16 protein-coding genes and 1 pseudogene are annotated in these 18,393 nt (G+C 69.9%); 9 read left to right on the top strand and 8 right to left on the bottom strand.

Going from position 1 to position 18,393, the window contains the following annotated elements; genetic code table 11:
• The first annotated feature begins 173 nt into the window (after positions 1–173).
• Positions 174–620: a hypothetical protein gene (locus ACYVD1_RS21340; protein WP_460775672.1), complete on the top strand. Its 447-nt coding sequence runs from the start codon at positions 174–176 to the stop codon at positions 618–620.
• A gap of 86 nt (positions 621–706) precedes the next feature.
• Here ACYVD1_RS21340 and hpf read toward each other — a convergent pair whose 3' ends face one another.
• The 3 genes and pseudogenes from hpf to ACYVD1_RS21325 all read right to left on the bottom strand — a co-directional run bounded on the left by hpf (position 707) and on the right by ACYVD1_RS21325 (position 2,969).
• Entirely contained in the window at positions 707–1,384 is a 678-nt protein-coding gene (hpf, locus tag ACYVD1_RS21335) for a ribosome hibernation-promoting factor, HPF/YfiA family (protein WP_460775669.1), read from the bottom strand.
• A gap of 10 nt (positions 1,385–1,394) precedes the next feature.
• Positions 1,395–1,520: pseudogene (locus ACYVD1_RS21330) on the bottom strand (hypothetical protein); the annotation flags it as partial.
• A 597-nt stretch (positions 1,521–2,117) separates the two neighbouring features.
• Positions 2,118–2,969, bottom strand: coding sequence for a ComF family protein (locus ACYVD1_RS21325; protein WP_460775667.1), 852 nt, complete (start codon positions 2,967–2,969; stop codon positions 2,118–2,120).
• A 129-nt stretch (positions 2,970–3,098) separates the two neighbouring features.
• Between ACYVD1_RS21325 and ACYVD1_RS21320 the strand changes: the two genes are divergently transcribed.
• Complete coding sequence (locus ACYVD1_RS21320; RefSeq protein ID WP_460775663.1) at positions 3,099–3,434, top strand: VOC family protein; 336 nt, start codon at positions 3,099–3,101, stop codon at positions 3,432–3,434.
• Positions 3,435–3,515: 81 nt separating this feature from the next.
• Here ACYVD1_RS21320 and ACYVD1_RS21315 read toward each other — a convergent pair whose 3' ends face one another.
• From ACYVD1_RS21315 to mtrA, 3 genes are read right to left on the bottom strand one after another with little or no spacing between them, the layout of a single operon-like run.
• Positions 3,516–5,423: an LpqB family beta-propeller domain-containing protein gene (locus ACYVD1_RS21315; RefSeq protein ID WP_460775659.1), complete on the bottom strand. Its 1,908-nt coding sequence runs from the start codon at positions 5,421–5,423 to the stop codon at positions 3,516–3,518.
• A complete protein-coding gene (gene mtrB / locus ACYVD1_RS21310) occupies positions 5,420–7,213 on the bottom strand; it encodes an MtrAB system histidine kinase MtrB (protein ID WP_460775657.1) in 1,794 nt (597 codons plus the stop codon). Before mtrB ends, ACYVD1_RS21315 begins: the two co-directional genes overlap by 4 nt.
• A 16-nt stretch (positions 7,214–7,229) precedes the next feature.
• Positions 7,230–7,907, bottom strand: a complete 678-nt coding sequence (gene mtrA, locus ACYVD1_RS21305; RefSeq protein WP_014908694.1) for an MtrAB system response regulator MtrA — start codon at positions 7,905–7,907, stop codon at positions 7,230–7,232.
• Positions 7,908–8,347: 440 nt separating this feature from the next.
• Here mtrA and ACYVD1_RS21300 point away from each other — a divergent pair, with 440 nt between their 5' ends.
• The 6 genes from ACYVD1_RS21300 (at position 8,348) to ACYVD1_RS21275 (ending at position 16,026) form a co-directional block, all read left to right on the top strand.
• A complete protein-coding gene (locus ACYVD1_RS21300; RefSeq protein WP_460775654.1) occupies positions 8,348–9,697 on the top strand; it encodes a glycerophosphoryl diester phosphodiesterase membrane domain-containing protein in 1,350 nt (449 codons plus the stop codon).
• Complete coding sequence (locus tag ACYVD1_RS21295; RefSeq protein WP_460775652.1) at positions 9,694–10,380, top strand: DUF4129 domain-containing protein; 687 nt, start codon at positions 9,694–9,696, stop codon at positions 10,378–10,380. Before ACYVD1_RS21300 ends, ACYVD1_RS21295 begins: the two co-directional genes overlap by 4 nt.
• Positions 10,377–11,570, top strand: a complete 1,194-nt coding sequence (locus ACYVD1_RS21290; protein ID WP_460775650.1) for a DUF4350 domain-containing protein — start codon at positions 10,377–10,379, stop codon at positions 11,568–11,570. The genes ACYVD1_RS21295 and ACYVD1_RS21290 overlap by 4 nt, the downstream gene beginning before the upstream one ends.
• A gap of 88 nt (positions 11,571–11,658) precedes the next feature.
• On the top strand, positions 11,659–12,642 hold the full coding sequence (locus ACYVD1_RS21285; RefSeq protein ID WP_460752722.1) for an AAA family ATPase: 984 nt from the start codon (positions 11,659–11,661) through the stop codon (positions 12,640–12,642).
• A complete protein-coding gene (locus ACYVD1_RS21280; RefSeq protein ID WP_460775647.1) occupies positions 12,642–13,940 on the top strand; it encodes a DUF58 domain-containing protein in 1,299 nt (432 codons plus the stop codon). The genes ACYVD1_RS21285 and ACYVD1_RS21280 overlap by 1 nt, the downstream gene beginning before the upstream one ends.
• A gap of 61 nt (positions 13,941–14,001) precedes the next feature.
• The gene (locus ACYVD1_RS21275) at positions 14,002–16,026 is read left to right on the top strand and encodes a tetratricopeptide repeat protein (protein WP_460775645.1); all 2,025 of its coding nucleotides are present in this window, start codon (positions 14,002–14,004) and stop codon (positions 16,024–16,026) included.
• Positions 16,027–16,032: 6 nt separating this feature from the next.
• On the opposite strand, the gene ACYVD1_RS21270 is transcribed toward ACYVD1_RS21275, so the two are convergent.
• Positions 16,033–16,284, bottom strand: a complete 252-nt coding sequence (locus ACYVD1_RS21270; protein ID WP_460775643.1) for a DUF397 domain-containing protein — start codon at positions 16,282–16,284, stop codon at positions 16,033–16,035.
• A 50-nt stretch (positions 16,285–16,334) separates the two neighbouring features.
• The gene (locus tag ACYVD1_RS21265; RefSeq protein WP_460775641.1) at positions 16,335–17,327 is read right to left on the bottom strand and encodes a stage II sporulation protein M; all 993 of its coding nucleotides are present in this window, start codon (positions 17,325–17,327) and stop codon (positions 16,335–16,337) included.
• A gap of 117 nt (positions 17,328–17,444) precedes the next feature.
• Between ACYVD1_RS21265 and ACYVD1_RS21260 the strand changes: the two genes are divergently transcribed.
• Entirely contained in the window at positions 17,445–18,389 is a 945-nt protein-coding gene (locus ACYVD1_RS21260) for an RDD family protein (RefSeq protein WP_460775639.1), read from the top strand.
• Positions 18,390–18,393: the final 4 nt, after the last annotated feature.

The raw sequence follows: 18,393 nt of genomic DNA, 5'->3' as shown, positions 1-18,393 counted from the left end.
CGACAAACGAGTGGAGCAGGGGTGAATGTTCCCGCCCTTTTCATGATGTTTGCGCAGACTCGCGCATTTCTTCGGGTAGTGCAATGGGAAGAGGGGCGGTTCCGGGCGGCTATGCGCCGATTCGCGCCACCGCGGTTCCGTCGAACGCGAACGTGTTCCCAGGGGGGATCACCATGCGAAGCAACAGGGAGCGGGAGCAGGCCGTGAGTTCGGAGGGCACGCGGCCACCCTCGCCGCGGACTTCGGCCGAGGCGGACGACCCGGCGCTGGCCTGGGAGAGGCACCGACCGACGGTTGAGGAGGAGGACCGCAACGGCCGCATCCGGGGGTTCCAGCGCCAAGGGGGGTCCTGGGCACCGAGCAACAGCCACCGGGGCAGCGCCGCTTCGTGGGCCTGTGTCGCGCTGGCGACCGCGGGATTCACCCTGGGCGGTCTGGCCGTCGCCATGGGGGGTTCTCTGCTGCTTCTCATCGTGGGCGGGGCCCTGATGCTGGCGGCTTTCGTGGTGGCGGTGGCCTGCGACATTCTCAGTGACGTGGTGCTCGACCCGCCCCGCACTGAGTCCGAAGAACCGCACCAGACTCCTCTGCACCGCATCAAGAGGACCCAGCGCGCCTGACGGGGGTGCCGGAAACGGGCCGCGGCGGACCATTCGGGCCGCCGCGGCCCGTTTCCGGCTCGGCTCACCGGCCTCTCGGCGGGGACCTAGTCGACGAGCCTGAGTACGCCGTAGTTGAAGCCTTTGCGGCGGTAGACGACGCTCGGGGTGTCCTTCACCTCGTCGTGGAAGAGGTAGAAGTCGTGCCCGATGAGTTCCATCTCCATCAGCGCCTGGTCGATGCTCATCGGCTTTGCCCGGTGGAACTTCTCCCGCACGATCACGGGAACGTCCCCTTGGGTGTCGAGTTCGACGAACTCGTCGGAGAAGCGGTTGTTCAGTTCGACACCGTCGATCTCCTCGTCGTCCCCACTGCGCTGGGCAGGGGCTGCCGTGGCTTTCGTCGCGTCGGGTGAGGGCAGGAGGTCTCCGGGGAGGTCAGCGGTCGCGGCCGCGACGGAGACGGGAGTGTGGTTGCCGCGGTGGACCTTGCGGCGGTCCGCGGCCTTTCGGAGACGGGCCTCGACCTTGTCGAGGGCGAGGTCGAGGGCGCCGTGACGGTCCACGGACGCGGCCTCGCTCCTGATGACAGGGCCGTCGGAGTGGATGGTCAGTTCAACCCGCTCGCGGACGTCAGCGAGCTTGGGGTTGCGCTCCTGGGACACCTCCACATCGACGCTCATGCCCTTCTTCTCCCACTTGGAGAGCCTGTCGAGCTTGTTCTCGACGTGCTGTCGGAACTTCTCACTCACACCGGTGCGTCGACCTTTGACGATGATGTCCATAGGACCCCCTTCATCGCGTGGCCGTCGTGAAGGCGACGGCCAGGCTGGCTCTGCTCCACCTCCCGCGGCGGGGAGGGGTGTGACGCGTTAGCCCCCTTCCGTCTGCACTCCGGGCGAATCCGGAGTGCCGCTCGGTTGGATGTGCGTATACCCATCAGAGGCAGGGTCATCACGCGCCCCATGGACACGATTGCCTGAGGCCTCTGAACTGGAAAAAGGGACGTTTGTCTCGTTTTGGACAAAGCACCCGGCAGGTGGAGGCGCCGGGGAGTGAATGTCACGGAGGGACCGATTGGGGGTCCGCACCCCCGGAGCTCGCACTCCAGGAACGACGAACCCCCGCGCGTCGGCATGCCACCCGTCCGGCCGACCTGGTCTTCGTCCCCACATCCGCCTGCTGAGAGTGTCGCCGCTCTTATCCGCGACTACTGCTCTTCTCCCTGTCATGAGGGACATCGGGACCCTCCGCGGGGCAGGACTTACCTCTAAGGCGCACCGTGATCGGTCGACGAAAAGTCGCCTTACGTGGGCCGTTTCGCCTGCGCCTGGCATCGGCTTGCCGGCGTCGCTCCCCGGTGTTCCCGGGGACCTCGAAAATCCGGCGCAACCACGGACCCGGACGGGTGCCATACCTGGACCGTAACCTGTCCCTGCGCGCTTGTCAGGTAGCGATCAGGTGCTCAACCAGCCAACAAACGACGCAAACCCCTGCGAACATGCGTCTTTCGCCTGTTCAGAGGGGTTTGTAAATCCTTCTTTCCGGCCGCTCCCCCGCTACCGGAGCCGCCAGCGCCGCTGGGCGGGACCGTTCGGCCAGTACCACCGCGCCCACCACCCGGGCCCCCTCTTCCCGCAGCGCACGCGCGGCATCAGCGATAGTGGCGCCGGTGGTGACGACGTCGTCAACGATCACCACCCGTCGCCCGCGCACCTCCGTTGCGCGGTTCGCTCCCTCACCGCCGCCGGGACCGCCCCGGACCGCCCACCGAGCGCACCGGCCGCTCCGCGGCTCCGGCCGAACCGTGAAGGCGCCCCGGCGGTTCACCAGGCGCTCGGCCCGACCCAGCCCGACCTGTGGACGCACTTTGCGCCGGTAGCGCAGCACCGGTGCCAGGGTGGCCGACGCCGCACCGCCCGACCGGAGTACGCAGAGACGCGCCAGACGGGTGACCGGACCGTTCCGGGTACCCGGCCCTCCGCGTGCGGGAACAGGCACCAGCAGCGTGTCCGGCGCCGCCCACCCCGAGGCCAGGTAGGTGGCGGCCAGGCGCTCCCCCATCACTTCGGCGAGTTGCCCGTCCGCCCGTTCCTTGTGGGCGAGCAGGACCCGGCGACCGTATCCGGCGTAGGGCCCCGCCGCCCAGACCGGCGGGCAGTGCGCGCGCGGCGCGCACGGACGCGGTCGGCCCTCCAGCACCGTCCGGCAGTGACCGCACAGGGGCCCGCCCGGCCCGCCGCACCCCGCGCAGGGCACCGGCAGGAGCAGTTCGAGGAGAGCGTGGACGAGAGCGGTGAGAGCACGGACCACCCGAGAGCTCAGGCCGCGCGACCACCGACCGTGAGGGGTACCGGTCCGCTGGTTCATGAATCCAGTGTCGTCCGTCCCCGCAGCTCACACCAGTGCCGGGTCGCCGCCTGTGGACAATCCGTCGAACACAGGAACGAAGGAGTGGCTAGGGTGTCACCCTGAACCCTCATCCCCTGGAGCACACCCATGTCCCTGCACCACCTGGCGGTCACCAGCCACGTGCCGGCGGAGGCCGCACGCTTTTACGACGCGGTCCTCCTCGGCTACACCCGTGCCGCGGGCGAGGCGGAACCCCGCGTCTGGCACGGCCCCTCTCCGGAGATCCTGCTGTACGGGTTCGAGGGCCCGGACCGCTCTTTCCACACGTACGGGCGCCCTGGGTGGCACCACTCGGCCTTCCGTACCGCCGGCCGTCACCGGGTCGAAGCCGTCCACGAGGCGGTGTGCTCCGGCGGCTGGACCGTGCTGCACCGCCCCGTGCCTATCCCGAGTACACCGAGGGCTACTACGCTGTGTTCGTAGAGGCCCCGGGCGGCCAGCGCCCGGAGTTCGCGCACATCCCCTAAAACCCTGGAACGGCTCCCGCCGCCAGTCAGCTTCGGGTCATCCCGGGAAGGTCGGAGAGCCGCCCTCCACCACGTTCTGCCAGTTCAGAGGGTCGGTGGACACCCAGATATTGCCGTCGTCGGAACCGGCGACCAAAGGCTGCCCCGGGGCTCCGGAGATGGTCACCATTCCGGCGGCCGGGGTCCCGGCGCTGGCCGCCGGCGTTCCCCCGTCCAGCGAGACCAGGAAGGCCTGGCTGGCGCCGCCCTCACGGCTCCCCAGCGCGACCAGCTGGTCGCTCGAACGCCACGCGACGCCGGTGACCTCCTCCAGTTCCTGGGCCAGGGTGATGAAGGAGGTCACCGTGACCTGGCCGTCGGAGTCCTCCTCCACACGCCCGACCTGCAGCGCCCGCTCCCCGTCCAGCTCGGTGATCACCGCGGCTCGGGTGCCGTCCCTGGAGATCTGGAAGTTCACCAGGGAGTGGTCTCGCAGCCCCGCCACCTCGGCGCCGACCACCTCGTCGCCGTCGCGCAGCAACCAGAGGTCGGAGGAACCGGGCGGGGGCGGGTCCTCAGCACCCGTTCCGCTGAGGTTGGGGTCGTCACCCGCGTCAGGGGAGTCGTTGTCCTCGTCGTCCTCTGCTTCTTCGTCGTCCTCGTCGTCCTCCCTGGTCTCCTCGACGACCCAGAGGTCGCCGTTCACGTCCCAGGACAACTCTGTGAAGGTGCCGTCGCTGAGGACCTCCTCGGTCTCCGCGTCGGGACTGGCGAGGCCGGTGACGACCTCCCCGCTCGGGGTGACCCCCGCGACGGTGCTCTCGTCGAGCGATACCGCGAACCGGTCCAGCTGGATGTCCCCCGCACCCAAGGGGCCGGGGACCCGTTCGGCGTCGTCGAAGGTCTCGGAGTCCCAGTCGCTGGCGGACCACAGCTGGCCCTCGTACGTGTAGTAGGCGCGGATGTTGGCGGACGTGGCGCCGGGACTCACCGACGCCCAGAAGTCGCTGCCCGGACGCGGCCGGTCGGAGCTGTCCCCGTCGGCCTGCGGGTAGGCGACCTCCTCGCCGTTGACCCGAAGGGTGAACTCCTGGATCTCGGGCAGCTGCCGCAGTGTCCAGGCGATCTGGGCGCCCATGCTGAACTCGTCGGCTTCGCCGACGCCGCTGACGTCGATCACGGCCCGCTCTTCGTCGACCTCCACGGTGGGTGTCGTCCCGTCCGGGAACGAGGACAGCACCGACGGGCCCAACCAGTCCGTGGGCCCCACGATGAGCTTGCGCAGCAGGCGCTGGGCCAACTGGTCGGTGATCACCGGAAGGTAGACGGGGTCGGGGACGAGGGCCGTGCCCTCGGGGTTGAAGTAGTAGAGGTTGAACGGGTGGTGCGTGCGCTCGACGTCGAGCTGGCTGAGGATGAGGTCGTCGGGCAGGTTCTGGATCCGCCACTCGCCCTCGGGGTCGTCGTCCTCGCGGGCCAGGCTGAAGGTCTCGTCGAGGAGGGTGCCGGGCTCCGCGGGGACGTACTTGCCGCTCTCGTCGATGACGGCCACTTGGGAGCTGAGCATCCGCACGGTCGCGCCGAGCCCGTCGCTGCTGACCTCCGCGTCGAGGTCGACTGCGTCCAGGTCGCCGAAGACCCGCACGGCGCCGTCCGGCGACCACTCCTCCCCCATCTGGGGAAGCATGTAGCTGCGCGCGGCCTTGTGGTCCTCCTCGAAACTCCCCAAGTCCTTGAGGAAGCCGTCCACCAGGCCCTCGGGGCCGACCCCCGGCTGGGGCCCGGCGGGCAGGAGGCGCACGTAGCTGCCGTACGGGTCGGAGGAGGTGTCCTCGGCCTCGCCGGGGACGACGGGGCCGGTCATGGGAACGGTCGTACAGGCCCCCAGTGTCACGCAGGCGAGCGCGCCCGCGGCCGCGGTACGCGCGATCCGGACCAGGCGCCCTGGTCTCTCCACGTCGCTCACAGGGCCTCCTCTTCGTCGGCTCCGAGCCGACCCGTCTCCGGGCTCCTGGACTCCTCGTTACCGTTTCCGCCGTCCTTGTCGGTGAAGGCGGTGAAGTTGCGTCCCAGGGCGATCTCCGGCGGCACCAGTGGCAGCGGTGACCCGCGCAGTTCGGAACCGGACCGGCGGGGCAGTGACAAGCGGAACTGCGACCCTTGACCGGGCATGCCCCAGGCCTGGAGCCAACCGCCGTGCAGGGCCGCGTCCTCCTTGGCGATGGACAGGCCGAGGCCGGTACCGCCCGTGGTGCGCACCCGCGAATAGTCGGCCCGCCAGAAGCGGTCGAAGCACAGGTGCTCCTCCCCCTCCTTCAGCCCCACCCCGTAGTCGCGTACGGCCACGGCGATGGAGTCCCGGTCCCCGGCGGCGTTGACCACCACGTCACGGCCCTCGCTGTGCTCGATCGCGTTGACGACGAGGTTGCGCAGGATGCGGTTGATGCGCCGGGTGTCGAACTCGGCGACGCAGGGCTCCGCCGGCAGGCGCAGGACGACCTTGATGCCGCGCCGCTCAGCGATCTGCTCGGCGTCACCGACCGCCTTCATCACAGAGTCACGGATGTCGGCGGCCTCGATGCCCAGGGTTGCGGCGCCCGCGTCGTGGCGGCTGATCTCCAGCAGGTCCCCGAGCAGTTCCTCGAAGCGTTCCACCTGGCCTTGGAGCAGTTCCACGGAGCGCCGGTGTGAGGTGTCGAGCTCCTCACGGTCGTCGAAGAGCAGGTCACCCGCCATGCGGATGGTGGTGAGCGGGGTCCGCAGCTCGTGCGAGACGTCGGAGACGAACTGGCGCTGGAGCTTCGACAGCTCCTCGAGCTCCTGGATCTTCTCCTGGAGGTTGCCCGCCATGTCGTTGAAGGACATGGCGAGCCGGGCGAGGTCGTCCTCTCCCTGCACGGTCATGCGTTCGGTGAGGTCGCCCGAGGCCAGGCGTTCGGCCGACTGCGCGGCGGAGCGCACCGGTGTGACCACCATGCGGGTGATCATGAACGCGATCACGCCGAGGAGTATCACCAACAGGACGGCGATCAGGGCCACCGTGCCCTGGACCAGGTCCAGGATCTCCTGTTCGTGCTGGAGCGGGAAGATGTAGTAGAGCTCGTAGGCGTGCGTGAGCTCAGCACCCACCACCAGTGCGGGATCGGCGGATCCGTCCAGGTCGATCCGGGTGTAGGTGTGGTACTGCTGATCGGCGACCTCGGACTGGCGGACCTGCTCGATCAGGCGGTCCGGGACGCTGTCGTTGACGCTCCCCTCGTCAACGGTGGCCCAGCCCCTCTCGTCACTCACCGACGGGAGGATCACCACGCCGTACAGGCCCGTTTCCCCGCTGCGGCTGGTCAGCTCACTCGCGATGTTGTTCAGGAGCCGGTCCCGGTCGCCGCCCTCGTTCTCCTGGAGCTCGGCCAGCGCGTAGCTGAGCCCCGCCCGGTGGTCGTTGACCGCGGCGTTGGTCTTGGCCTCCAAAAGACCGCCGCGCACTTCGGAGATCAGAACGTAGCCAAGCCCCGCCATGACCAGCAGGGACAGGACGAGCGTCGTGCTGATGACCCGGAGGTGCAGCGAACGGCGCCAGTTGGTGTGCACCCCGCGGACCAGCGCGCGGGCAGCCCGCTGCGCCAAGAGGTAGGCACGGGTCAAGCCGGAGTTGTTGTCGCGCCAGCGGCCGCCGTTCTCAGACAGGCCGGTGGAAGGGACGGACGGCTCCGTGCTGGAGTCGGCCACCCGCCCCTCCTCGGGTTCGGACGCGGTCATGTGGGTCCCGGCCGGGTCAGGCGGTACCGGCCTTGTAGCCGACACCGCGAACGGTCACGACGACCTCGGGGTGCTCCGGGTCCTTCTCGATCTTGGCGCGCAGACGCTGCACGTGGACGTTGACCAGGCGCGTGTCGGCGGCGTGTCGGTAGCCCCAGACCTGCTCGAGCAGGACCTCGCGGGTGAAGACCTGGCGCGGCTTCCGGGCCAGGGCCACGAGGAGGTCGAACTCCAGCGGGGTGAGGCTGATCTGCTCGCCGTCGCGGCGCACGGCGTGCCCAGCGACGTCGATGGTGATGTCGCCGATCTGGAGGACCTCAGGCGCGGGCTCTTCGGTACGGCGCAGCCGCACACGCACACGCGCCACGAGCTCCTTGGGTTTGAAGGGCTTGACGATGTAGTCGTCGGCCCCCGACTCCAGACCAAGGACGACGTCGACGGTGTCGCTCTTGGCGGTGAGCATGACGATGGGAACCCCGGACTCGGCGCGGATCTGACGGCAGACGTCGATCCCGTCGGCCCCGGGCAGCATTAGGTCGAGGAGGACCAGGTCGGGCTTGGTCTCGCGAAAGGCCTCCAGGGCCTTGTCCCCGTCGTGAACGAACGAGGGCTCGAACCCTTCACCCCGCAACACGATGCCCAGCATCTCGGCGAGGGCGAGGTCGTCATCGACAACCAGTACACGTCCCTTCATCGGTGTATCCGGCGCCAGACGACCGCAACAGCCTCGATGACGGTGCGGGTCTCGGCGCCTACTCCTCTCTCCTGGAACACTCAAGCGGCGTCAGTGGTCGGTGCCCGTGTTCCCCACGTTGCGGGGAACTGCGTTTCGACTCTCCCAACCTTGCCAGCTTCGGGCGGCGTTGGGAGAGCGGTCAGCAGTGTTGGGCCCTTTTGGACCGTTTTCGGTCACCGGCGGCGTCGCCCCTGGCTAAGCAGCCCCGGAAAGCTTCGCGACTTGGCCGGTTGGTAACAGAAAGCATACAAAAGGAATGAAGTGCGTCGGTTGTCCTGGGACACACTCCGACACCGCTGAGGAGCGGTGGAACCGGCCGGTAGGTTGGTTCCCGACAGGTCATAATTGGCGCGAAAACGTTCGCGCAGAGTCACCGAGCCTCACGGAGGGCGGGCTAGATGAGCCAGGAGGACGGCCGCCGGGACGAGCTGGAAGGCACCCCGGACCACGAAGGGTCGCCCGAATCCGCAAACCCCCCTGGGTCCGGCGGTTGGGCCGCACCCGGACAGGGTTCCCCGGCCGCTCCGCCGCAGGACGTTCACTCCCCCAGTGATCAGGGTGCCGACGCGTACGGCGCGCGCACTCCGAGCTTCGCCCCGCCGGAGGAGAGCCAACAGCAGGACCCCCAGCAGTCCCCCGGCTACGGACCGCCGCCCGGGCAGGGCTACGGGCCACCGGGATACGGGCCACCGGGGCCCGGCCAAACGGGATACGGGCAGCCGCAACCGCCCAAGCCCGGGGTGGTCGCGCTCCGCCCCATGACACTCGGCGACATCTTCAACGGTGCCTTCAGCTACATCCGCAACAACCCGAAGACCACCTTCGGCTTGGCCATGATCGTCATGGCGGCCGCGACCATCATGAGTTCGGTCGCGTCGGTCTTCTTCCTCAACGACTACACGACCTTCCTCGACGAGGTCATGGCCGACCCCATGGCGGCCGACCCCACCGCACCGATCTTCCCGGTCTCCCCCGTCGTTCTGGGCTTCACCTACCTCGGTGAACTCCTCATCTACGTGGGCGGGGCCGTCCTGCTCGGACTGCTCGCCGCGGTCGTGGGCATGGCCGTACTCGGTTACAAGCTCACCCCCGGTCAGGCGTGGGCGGCCGTGCGCGGCAGGGTCGGTGCCATCCTCGGCCTGGCCTTCATCAAGCTGGGCATCCAGCTGGTCATGGTCGTCGCCCTCGTCGTGGTCCTGTTCGTCGGGCTCTTCGCCGGGTTCATGGTCGGTTTCGAGGTCGGTGGCGGCGCTGGCCTGGCGGTCGGCTTCTTGGCGCTGCTGGTCGGTGTCCTCGCCATCGGTGCCCCGTCCCTGTGGATCTGGATCCGCCTCTACTACGCCATGCCGCTGATCGTGCTCGAACGCCTCGGCCCGGGCCAGGCCATGGCCCGGTCCTGGCGGATCTCGCAGCAGAGCTGGTGGCGCACGCTGGGCTACTGGCTGCTGGCCGGCATCCTCGTCGCCGTCGTGAGCATGGTCCTGACCGCACCGCTGGCCCTCGTCAGCGGACTCCTCACGTTCGTCGCGCCGGACGCCCTGTGGGCACCGATCACGGCGGGTGTGATCACCTACGTGGGGAACGTGGTCGTCTACGCCATCGCCCAGCCGTTCGCGGCCGGTGTCAACACGCTGCTCTACATCGACCTGAGGATGCGCCGTGAGGGCCTGGACCTGAAGCTCCACCAGGCCTCACAGCGGGGTGAGACGGTCGGCCCGGAGATCTACCTGCCGGAGAACCGCGCGTGAGGCCCTTCCTTGCCGCGCCGGCGGAGGTGACCCGGGAGGAGGGCCGTCGGCGCGCCATCGAGGAACTGTCCGATCCCCTCTACGGTGAGCACGAGCCGTCCCTGATCGACCGCTTCCTCGCCTGGTTGGACGAGCTCCTGGGGCGACTGGTCTCGGCCGGTGAGGGGGTCATCCCCGGAGGCTGGCTCCTGGGCGTCGTACTCCTGGTGATCCTGGTCCTGGTGATCGGGTTGATCGTGTACCTGCGCCCCTCCTGGAACCGCCGGGCCGGGGTGCCGCTCCACGAGGGGCAGGTCCTGTCCGCCACCGACCACCGGGCCGCCGCCGACCGGCACGAGGCCGAGGGCGACTTCGCCGCCGCCGTGACCGAACGCCTGCGCGCGATCAGCGTGGACCTGGAGGAACGGACCATCGTGAGTCCCAGGGCGGGGCGTACCGCCACCGAGCTCGCCGACGAGGCCGCTTCGACGCTCCCGGATGAGGCCGCTGGCCTGCACGACGGCGCCCGTATCTTCAACGACGTGGCCTACGGAGACCGGATCGCGACCGCCGAAGCCGTTCGGACGCTGCGCGAACTGGACGTCCGGCTGAGCTCGGCGCGTCCCGAGTTCCCTGAGGCGGGGCTGTCACGGCCCACGGCTCCGGGGCAGACCACGTCTCCGGAGCAGGAGGGGCGACGATGACGACCACCGCGCCGCCCGAACCGCGGGCAGGTACCTCCGCCGCGCCCCCTCCCCAGTCGACGTCCGCCGTCCGGCGCGTGTGGCGGGCCAGCCGCGCCCCGGCCGCCCTGATCGGCGCTTTGGTGCTGGTAGCCGTCCTGCTGTCCCTGGGCAGCGAGCAGTTCCCGAGCGGCTACTTGGAGCCCGGCAACCCCGAACCCACCGGGTCGCGGGCCCTCCTCCAGCTCGTCGAGCAGGACTCGAACGTCACCGTCACCCGCTCCTCCGAGGACGCGACCAGTGCCGTGGAGCGTGCGGGCGACGACACGGTTCTCGTGGTCTTCCTCGACCACCGTCTGCTCCCCGAGGAACTGGACGGCCTGGCGGAGTTGGAGGCCGACACCGTGCTGGTGCAGCCGTCCCTGCGCTCCCTCTCGGCCTTCGCGCCCGGCGCCGACATGACCGGGCGGACCGACGAGGACAACCTGGACCCCGAATGCTCCCTGCCCGCCGCGGAGGCGGCCGGGACGGCAGGGGTCGGCGGTGAGCTGTACTCGGCCGAGGGCGACGGTGCCTCCGGCTGTTACCCGGCCTCCGGCGGTTCGGCGCTGATCGAGGTGGACGCCCCCGACGGGACCACCACGACCGTGCTGGGCACCGGCGGCCCGCTGACCAACCACGACCTGGACTCCCAGGGCAACGCGGCACTCGCGTTGAACCTGCTCTCCGCCGAGGACGTGGTGTGGCTGCGCCCGAGCGTCCCCGAATCGGTCGGCAGCGCCGACCTGTGGGATCTCCTCCCCTTGGGTCTGCGCTGGGCTCTGGCCCCGCTGGCGCTGACCCTGCTGTTGTTCGCGGTCTGGCGCGGGCGGCGGATGGGTGCGCTCGTGCCGGAGTCCCTCCCCGTCGTGGTGCGTGCCTCGGAGACCACCGAGGGCCGTGCCGGGATGTACCAGTCCCGTAAGGCACGGGACCGGGCCGCGGCGGCGCTGCGGGCAGGCTTCGTGGAGCGTTCGCTACCGAAGCTGGGCCTGCGGTCCGACGCGGGGGCGGACGCGGTGGTGACCGCCGTGGCCGGACGCACCGGGGACGAGCCCCAGACGCTGCGGCAGGTGTTGTACCCCTCGGTTCCGGACCCTTACGCGACGGACGACGACGCGATGCTGCGGCTCTCCGGCAAACTCGACGAGCTCGCCGGGAAACTGCGGTGAGCCCGGCCGCCGCGCCGACCGGGCGCCCCGGCAGCGCCCGCCACAGACAAGATCAGACCACTGAGGTATCGAGAGAGGTAGACGGCACGTGAACGCCTTCACACCCGAGGCACTGCCATCCGCCGAAGAGGCACGGGCGTCCCTGACCGCCCTGCGCCGCGAGGTGGCCAAGGCGGTCGTGGGCCAGGACGAGACGGTGACCGGCCTGGTCGTGGCATTGCTATGCCGCGGCCACGTGCTGTTGGAGGGCGTGCCTGGTGTCGCCAAGACACTGCTCGTTCGCACGGTTTCGCAGGCCCTGTCCCTGGACCACAAGCGGGTGCAGTTCACCCCGGACCTGATGCCGGGCGACGTGACGGGTTCGCTCGTCTACGACCAGCACACCGCTAAGTTCGAGTTCATGCAGGGTCCGGTCTTCACCAACCTGCTGTTGGCCGACGAGATCAACCGCACCCCGCCCAAGACCCAGGCCTCGCTGTTGGAGGCCATGGAGGAGCGACAGGTCACCGTCGAGGGCCGACCGGCCGCCCTTCCGGATCCGTTCATGGTGGCCGCCACCCAGAACCCGGTGGAGTACGAGGGCACCTATCCGCTGCCCGAGGCCCAGCTGGACCGGTTCCTGCTGAAGGTGACCATCCCGCTTCCCGAGCGCGCCGCCGAGGTGGACATGCTGGGCCGTCACGCAGCCGGATTCGACCCGGGCAACCTCGCCGCCGCCGGTGTGACCGCGGTGGCCGGCGCCGCCGATTTGCAGGCCGCGCGGCACTCGGTGGCCCAGGTGCGGATCGCCCCCGAGGTCCTCGGCTACATCGTGGACCTGTGCCGGGCCACCCGCTTCTCGCCGTCCCTCCAGCTGGGCGCCTCGCCCCGCGGTGCGACGGCGCTGCTACGGACCAGCCGTGCGTGGGCGTGGCTTTCCGGTCGCGACTACGTGACCCCGGACGACGTGAAGGCCTTGGCCAAGGGCACCCTGCGGCACCGCATCGGGCTGCGTCCGGAGGCCGAACTGGAGGGTGCCACCACCGACGGCATCCTGGACGGTGTGCTGGCCTCCGTCCCGGTGCCGCGCTGATGGTGGTCACCGGCCGGGCCGCGCTGCTTGCGCTCCTCGCGACGGGCGCTGTGGCCATCTCCGGCGCGATCGGCGAAACCGTCGCTTACGCCGCCGTGGGCCTGGTGGTGCTGCTCGTCGTGCTGGACGTGCTGTTGGCAACCGGCCCGAGGCGGTTGCGACTCTCTCGGGAGGGCGACACCTCCCTGCGGCTCGGCGACTCCGCCGAGGTGTACGTGACGGTGGTCAATCCGACCAGGCGGCGGCTACGCGGTTCGGTCCGCGACGCCTGGCCGCCGAGTTCGCGCTCCGAGCCCCGCCGCCAACGGCTTCGGGTATCCGCCGGTGAGCGGCGCCGTGTCCGAACCACGCTCACACCGACCCGGCGCGGTGACGCCCGGTCCGCGGGGGTGACGGTGCGCAGTATCGGCCCCTTGGGGCTGGCCGGACGGCAGCGCACGCTCCCCGCCCCGTGGTCGGTCCGGACGCTGCCCCCCTTCCACAGCCGCAGGCACCTGCCGGGCAAACTGTCCCGGCTGCGCGAGCTGGAGGGACAGCACACGGCGATGGTGCGCGGCCAGGGCAGTGAGTTCGACTCGCTGCGCGACTACGTACCCGGCGACGACGTGCGGTCCATCGACTGGCGTGCCACCGCCCGCAACGACGGCGTGGTGGTGCGGACCTGGCGGCCCGAGCGGGACCGGCGCATCCTGGTCGTGTTGGACACCGGGCGCACCTCGGCGGGGCGCGTGGGCGACACCCCCCGGCTGGACCACGCCATGGACGCCGCACTGCTGTTGACGGCGCTCGCCGGGAAGGCGGGTGACCGGGTGGACTTCATGGCCTACGACCGCGCGGTCCGCGCCCAGGTGAAGGCTTCGGGCAAGGGCAGCCAGGTGCACCGGGTCGTGGAGGCCATGGCGCCGCTGGAGGCGGAGCTGGTGGAGTCGGACCCGGCCGGGATGGTGAGCGCCGTCATGGTGCAGGGGCGGGCCCGCAAGCTCGTGGTGCTGCTGACCGACCTCAACGCCGCTTCGTTGGAGGAGGGCCTGCTGCCGAAGCTTCCGGTGCTCTCCTCGCACCACCTGCTGATGGTCGCGGCGATCAAGGACCCGAAGGTAGAGGCGATGGCGGCTGAGCGGGGCAGCGCGGACGCGCTGTACCGGGCTGCCTCGGCGGAGCGCACGCTGAGCGAGCGACACCGGGTCACCACCGAGCTGCGCCGGATGGGTGTGGAGGTGGTCGACGCCGACCCCGACCACATCGCCCCGGCCCTGGCCGACGCCTACATCAACCTCAAGGCCCAGGGCCGGCTGTAGCCGCGGGCACGACGAGGGGGCGCCCTACGTAGAGAGCGGAGGGGCGCCTTTCTCGTGCACTATGGGGGCCATGACGCCACCCCCCGAAGCCCCACCTCCCAAGGGAACCAGTGCGCGCGGCGATGTCTACGGGCAACTGATCCAGGCGCGCGACATCCACGGCGGCGTGACCGTGAACGCTCCTCAGGCGCCCGCTCCGGTCGCCGACGTGTCCCTGGACCCTCCGCGGCCCGCGACCGCCGTGCGCGGCCGTACGGAGCTGCTGGCGGGCTTGCGGGCGGCGATGGAGCGCGGGGCTCCGGTCCCGCACGTCCTGACCGGCCCGGGAGGGTTCGGCAAGACCACGGTGGCGGCTGCGCTGGCCGAGCACGCCCGTTCCGAAGGATGGACGGTCTTCTGGGTGAGCCCGGACGCGATCCTGCCGAGCATGCTCGAGGTGGCCGTGGAGCTGGGCGGCTCCCGGCAGGAGGCCGAGCAGTTCAAGACGGCTCCCCGCCAAGCCGCCCGCTGGGTCTGGCGCCAACTGGACCAGTCCCCGAGACCGTGGCTACTGGTAATCGACAACGCCGACCGCCCGGAGGAGTTGGACCCCGAGAACCGGCCCGGAGAGCAGCGCGGCTGGATGCGCGCCAGCCCTGGAGGGTTCGTGCTGGTCACCAGCCGGGTGGACGATCCGGCGCTGTGGGCTCCGGCGAAGGTCCACCAGGTAAAGGTTCTGGAAGGTGAGGACGCTGCAAGGGCGTTGGCCGACCACGCGGGGGATTCTGAGCTCTCCGGAGCCGAGGCGCTGGTCGAACGCCTCGGCGGGGTTCCCCTGGCGCTCTCCCTGGCCGGACGCATCCTCGCCACCCACCGGGTCCTCTTTCCCGACGCGAACTCCCTCCTCAACCGCCTTCGCGAGGGCGTTGCCGAACTCGACGAACTGGCCGGGCCCTTGGTCAACGGCGCGGACAGCGAACGCCGCCTGCTCTCCGGCGTCTGGGAGCTGTCGCTGCGGATGGCGGCTGAGCGGGAACCGAACGCCGCCCCGCTTCTTCGGATCCTGGCCGTACTGGGGCCCAACGCTGCCACCGTCCCCCTGCGCAGGCTTCCGCTGTCCGAGTTGGCGGGCGGAGCGCTGGACCCCTTTGGTGAGGCGGACCTGGCACGGGCGGTCAACGCGCTGGTCGTCCACGGTCTGGTCACCGTCGGGCAGCGATCGGGCGAGACTTCGCTGCGTCTGCACCCGCTGGTGTCCGAGACCGTGCGCGCAAGCTTGGGCCCGGAATCCCTCCCTCTGCTGGAAACGGTGGAGCGGCTGCTGCTGTGGAACGCCGACTATGATCCCTCATTGGAGCTGGTCGGCCACACTGCGCTGCGCGGCGTCCTGCTGCGGCTCCACGGCCCCGGGCATCCGGACCCCACCCGGGCGGACACGCTTGCCGGGCGCGTCATGATTTTGCTCGGCCACGCGGAAACGGCGGAGCGCAAGCTGCGGGACATCGTCGAGCGGAGCCGTGTCGATCTGGGCGGCAACCACCCCGAGTGCCTACGGGCACAACACGCACTGGCGGACGCGCTGCGTGCCATGGACAGGATCGAAGAGGCAGAGGAGCTCTACCGCGCGGCAGCCGACGAACGCGAATCGGTGCTGGGTCCCCGCCACCCGGAGACGCTGAGCAGCCGACACCAGGTCGCCCTGATGGCCGGGCTGCGAGGTGACCTGGACGCCTCCGAGGAGGGGTTCCGAGCCGTCTGGCAGGTATACGCGGACCTGTCCTTGGAGGATAACCGGACTGCCTTGTACACCCTGGAAAACCTCTCCTTCATCCAGCTACTCCGAGGCGATCCCGACTCCGCGGAGCACGGGTTCCACCAGGTCAGGAAGGCACGGGTCCGTACCCTCGGACAGCTGCACCCGCACACGGTGGAGTCCGACTTCAACCTGGCCAGGGCAGCGTTCGCCCGCGAGGACTACCGGACGGCGGTCGAGCGGTTCGGGCAGGTCGTGGAACTCCGCGAGGAGATCCTGGGTGAGGACCACCCGCTCACCGCGATGGCTCGCGAGTGGCTGGAGAAGGCGAACCGACCGCTCACCGAAAGCTGATCACGCCTACCGACCCGAGATCAGGGACATGAGACCGGACCACTCATCCGCCTCTAAAGCCAGCACCGGGGACGCCCGGTTCTGTGTATCCCGAACCAGGACAGTGAGGGAGCCCGTGACGGCCACCTCGACGCAGCCGGAAGCGAAACCGCTGTGGCTGCTCTTGCGCCACACCGGTTCGGTGAACGCGGCCTCCAAGCAGTCATTGGCGAATCCGCTGTGACTGCTCTTGAACCAACGGGGGGTGCTCTCGTTCATGTCGCCGATCCTGACACGGGAAAACCCACCCTGTAAGGCTTGCAGGTGGATCAGGCCACCGGGACGGCGGCGGGGGCGTCCTCGATGTCGCCGGTCTCGCCCTCCTCGTGGGCCTTCTTGCCCACGATGAACACGTAGGCGAGAAACAGCACCTGGGCAACCACGCCGATACCGATGGCGACCCAGGTGTTGGTGACCCAGCCGGTGACCAGGCCCTCGATGAGGCCCGAGATGAACAGCACCACCACGAGGCCCAGGACTACGGCGATGGCCGCCCGGGCCTCCTCGCCGAGGGCGCGCAGTCGGGTCCGGTCGCCCGGGGAGATCAGCGACCAACCGATCTTCAGCCCCACGCCCCCTGCCACGAACACGGCGGTGAGCTCCAGCAGGCCGTGCGGGAGGATCAGCGCGAAGAACACGTCGCCCCGGTCGAGCGCGAACATCATGCCCGCGGCGGAACCGAGGTTGAGCGCGTTGACCAGCAGCACGAAGAGTGTCGGCACACCGAAGGCCACACCGAAGATGATGGCCTGGGCCGACACCCAGGCGTTGTTGGTCCACACCTGCGCCGCGAAGGAGCCCGCCGGGTTCTCCACGTAGTAGTTGGCGAAGTCGTGCTCCACGTAACGCGCGATGGACTCGGGGGTACCCAGGGCCGCCAGGACGTCGGGGTTGGTGGCGATCCACACACCCGTCACGGTGGACACCGCGAGAGTGCCCGCGCTGACACCGATCCACCACCAGCGCAGGCGGTACAGCACGGCGGGAAACACCTTGGTGAAGAAAGCGATCACATCGCCCCACCCGGAGGAGTGCGTGCCGGTGACCGCGGACCGCGCCCGGGCCACCTGGGTGGACAGCCGTGCGGCCAGCGCCGGGTCCTGTGCCGAGGAACGCACCACCGACAGATGGGTGGAGACCCGCTGGTACAGGTCGACGAGCTCGTCGACCTCCTCACCTGTGAGCGAACGGCGCCTGCGCACCAGTTCGTCCAGCCGTTCCCACTCCCGGGCGTGCGCCGCGGCGAACACGTCGATATCCACGTATCGGACACTACTGGATCGGGCGCTGGGAACCGCGTCCGGTGCGAACACGCCCACCTGACTGGCGGGTAGTGTCAAGGAGACGGTTTCAGACACCCGGCAAGGGAGCGTGTACTGGTGTCCAGTCCCGGCAGCGGCGAGATCCGCGGCGACGTGTACGGCGCAACGCCGCTGGTCACGGGCGACGCGGTGATCCTCGAACTGCGGCCTGCCGGGTTCGCCACACGTGCCGCGTCACTCGCCATCGACGTCCTCGTGCAGGTCATCACGCTGCTCGCGATGGCGGTCATCGTCTCCTGGATCGGGGTGACGGTCGACCCCGCCGCGACCGCGGCCATTTCGCTGGCCCTCTCCATCCTCATCATCGTCGGCTATCCCACCGCGTTCGAGACCATCTCGCGCGGACGCTCCCTGGGCAAGATGGCCCTGGGGCTGCGCGTGGTCGGCACCGACGGCTCACCGGAGCGCTTCCGCCAGGCACTGGCCCGCGCACTCTCTTCGGTGGTGGAGATCTGGATGACAACGGGGGTCGTCGCGCTCATCACGTCGATGATCAACCGCGACGGCCGCAGGGTCGGCGACTTCGTGGCCGGGACCATGGTGGTCGAGGAGCGCACGGGCAGACGCCGCGACGCGGTCATCCCGATGCCGCCGCACCTGGCCGCCTGGGCCGCCGGAAGCGAGCTGTCCCGGCTGAGCCCGGAGACCGCGAACGCGGCCCGTCAGTACGTGCTGCGCTACGGCGAGCTCGCCGAGCACACCCGGCACGAGATGGGCATCCAGCTGGCCGACTCGGTCGCCGCCCAGGTCAGCCCGCCCCCGCCGCCGGGGACCACACCGCCGTTCTTCCTGGCCGCCGTGCTCGCCGAGCGACGGCGCCGCAGCCTGGAAGCGATGGGACAGGGCCAGGGCCAAAGTCAGGGTCAGGGGCAGAGCCCGGGTCAACAGGCGCCGTACCCGCCCCAGAACCCCTACCCCGCCCCCGGTGGGCACCAGGCCCCGTACCCCGGCCAGTACCCGAGACAGGGCGCTCCCGGCCAGTACCCGGGAGCGCCGCACTGAGCGG

It is taken from the genome of Nocardiopsis nanhaiensis (assembly GCF_054778635.1).
The sequence above is the reverse complement of the archived record's forward strand: the minus strand, read 5'-3'. Positions and strand labels throughout refer to the sequence as shown.

Coding starts and splice junctions, on each gene's coding strand:
- ACYVD1_RS21325 (WP_460775667.1), bottom strand. CDS start 2,969: ATGAACCAGCGGACCGGTACCCCTCACGGTCGGTGGTCGCGCGGCCTG.
- mtrB (WP_460775657.1), bottom strand. CDS start 7,213: ATGACCGCGTCCGAACCCGAGGAGGGGCGGGTGGCCGACTCCAGCACG.
- ACYVD1_RS21275 (WP_460775645.1), top strand. CDS start 14,002: ATGGGGGCCATGACGCCACCCCCCGAAGCCCCACCTCCCAAGGGAACC.
- ACYVD1_RS21340 (WP_460775672.1), top strand. CDS start 174: ATGCGAAGCAACAGGGAGCGGGAGCAGGCCGTGAGTTCGGAGGGCACG.
- ACYVD1_RS21270 (WP_460775643.1), bottom strand. CDS start 16,284: ATGAACGAGAGCACCCCCCGTTGGTTCAAGAGCAGTCACAGCGGATTC.
- ACYVD1_RS21280 (WP_460775647.1), top strand. CDS start 12,642: ATGGTGGTCACCGGCCGGGCCGCGCTGCTTGCGCTCCTCGCGACGGGC.
- hpf (WP_460775669.1), bottom strand. CDS start 1,384: ATGGACATCATCGTCAAAGGTCGACGCACCGGTGTGAGTGAGAAGTTC.
- ACYVD1_RS21300 (WP_460775654.1), top strand. CDS start 8,348: ATGAGCCAGGAGGACGGCCGCCGGGACGAGCTGGAAGGCACCCCGGAC.
- mtrA (WP_014908694.1), bottom strand. CDS start 7,907: ATGAAGGGACGTGTACTGGTTGTCGATGACGACCTCGCCCTCGCCGAG.
- ACYVD1_RS21320 (WP_460775663.1), top strand. CDS start 3,099: ATGTCCCTGCACCACCTGGCGGTCACCAGCCACGTGCCGGCGGAGGCC.
- ACYVD1_RS21290 (WP_460775650.1), top strand. CDS start 10,377: ATGACGACCACCGCGCCGCCCGAACCGCGGGCAGGTACCTCCGCCGCG.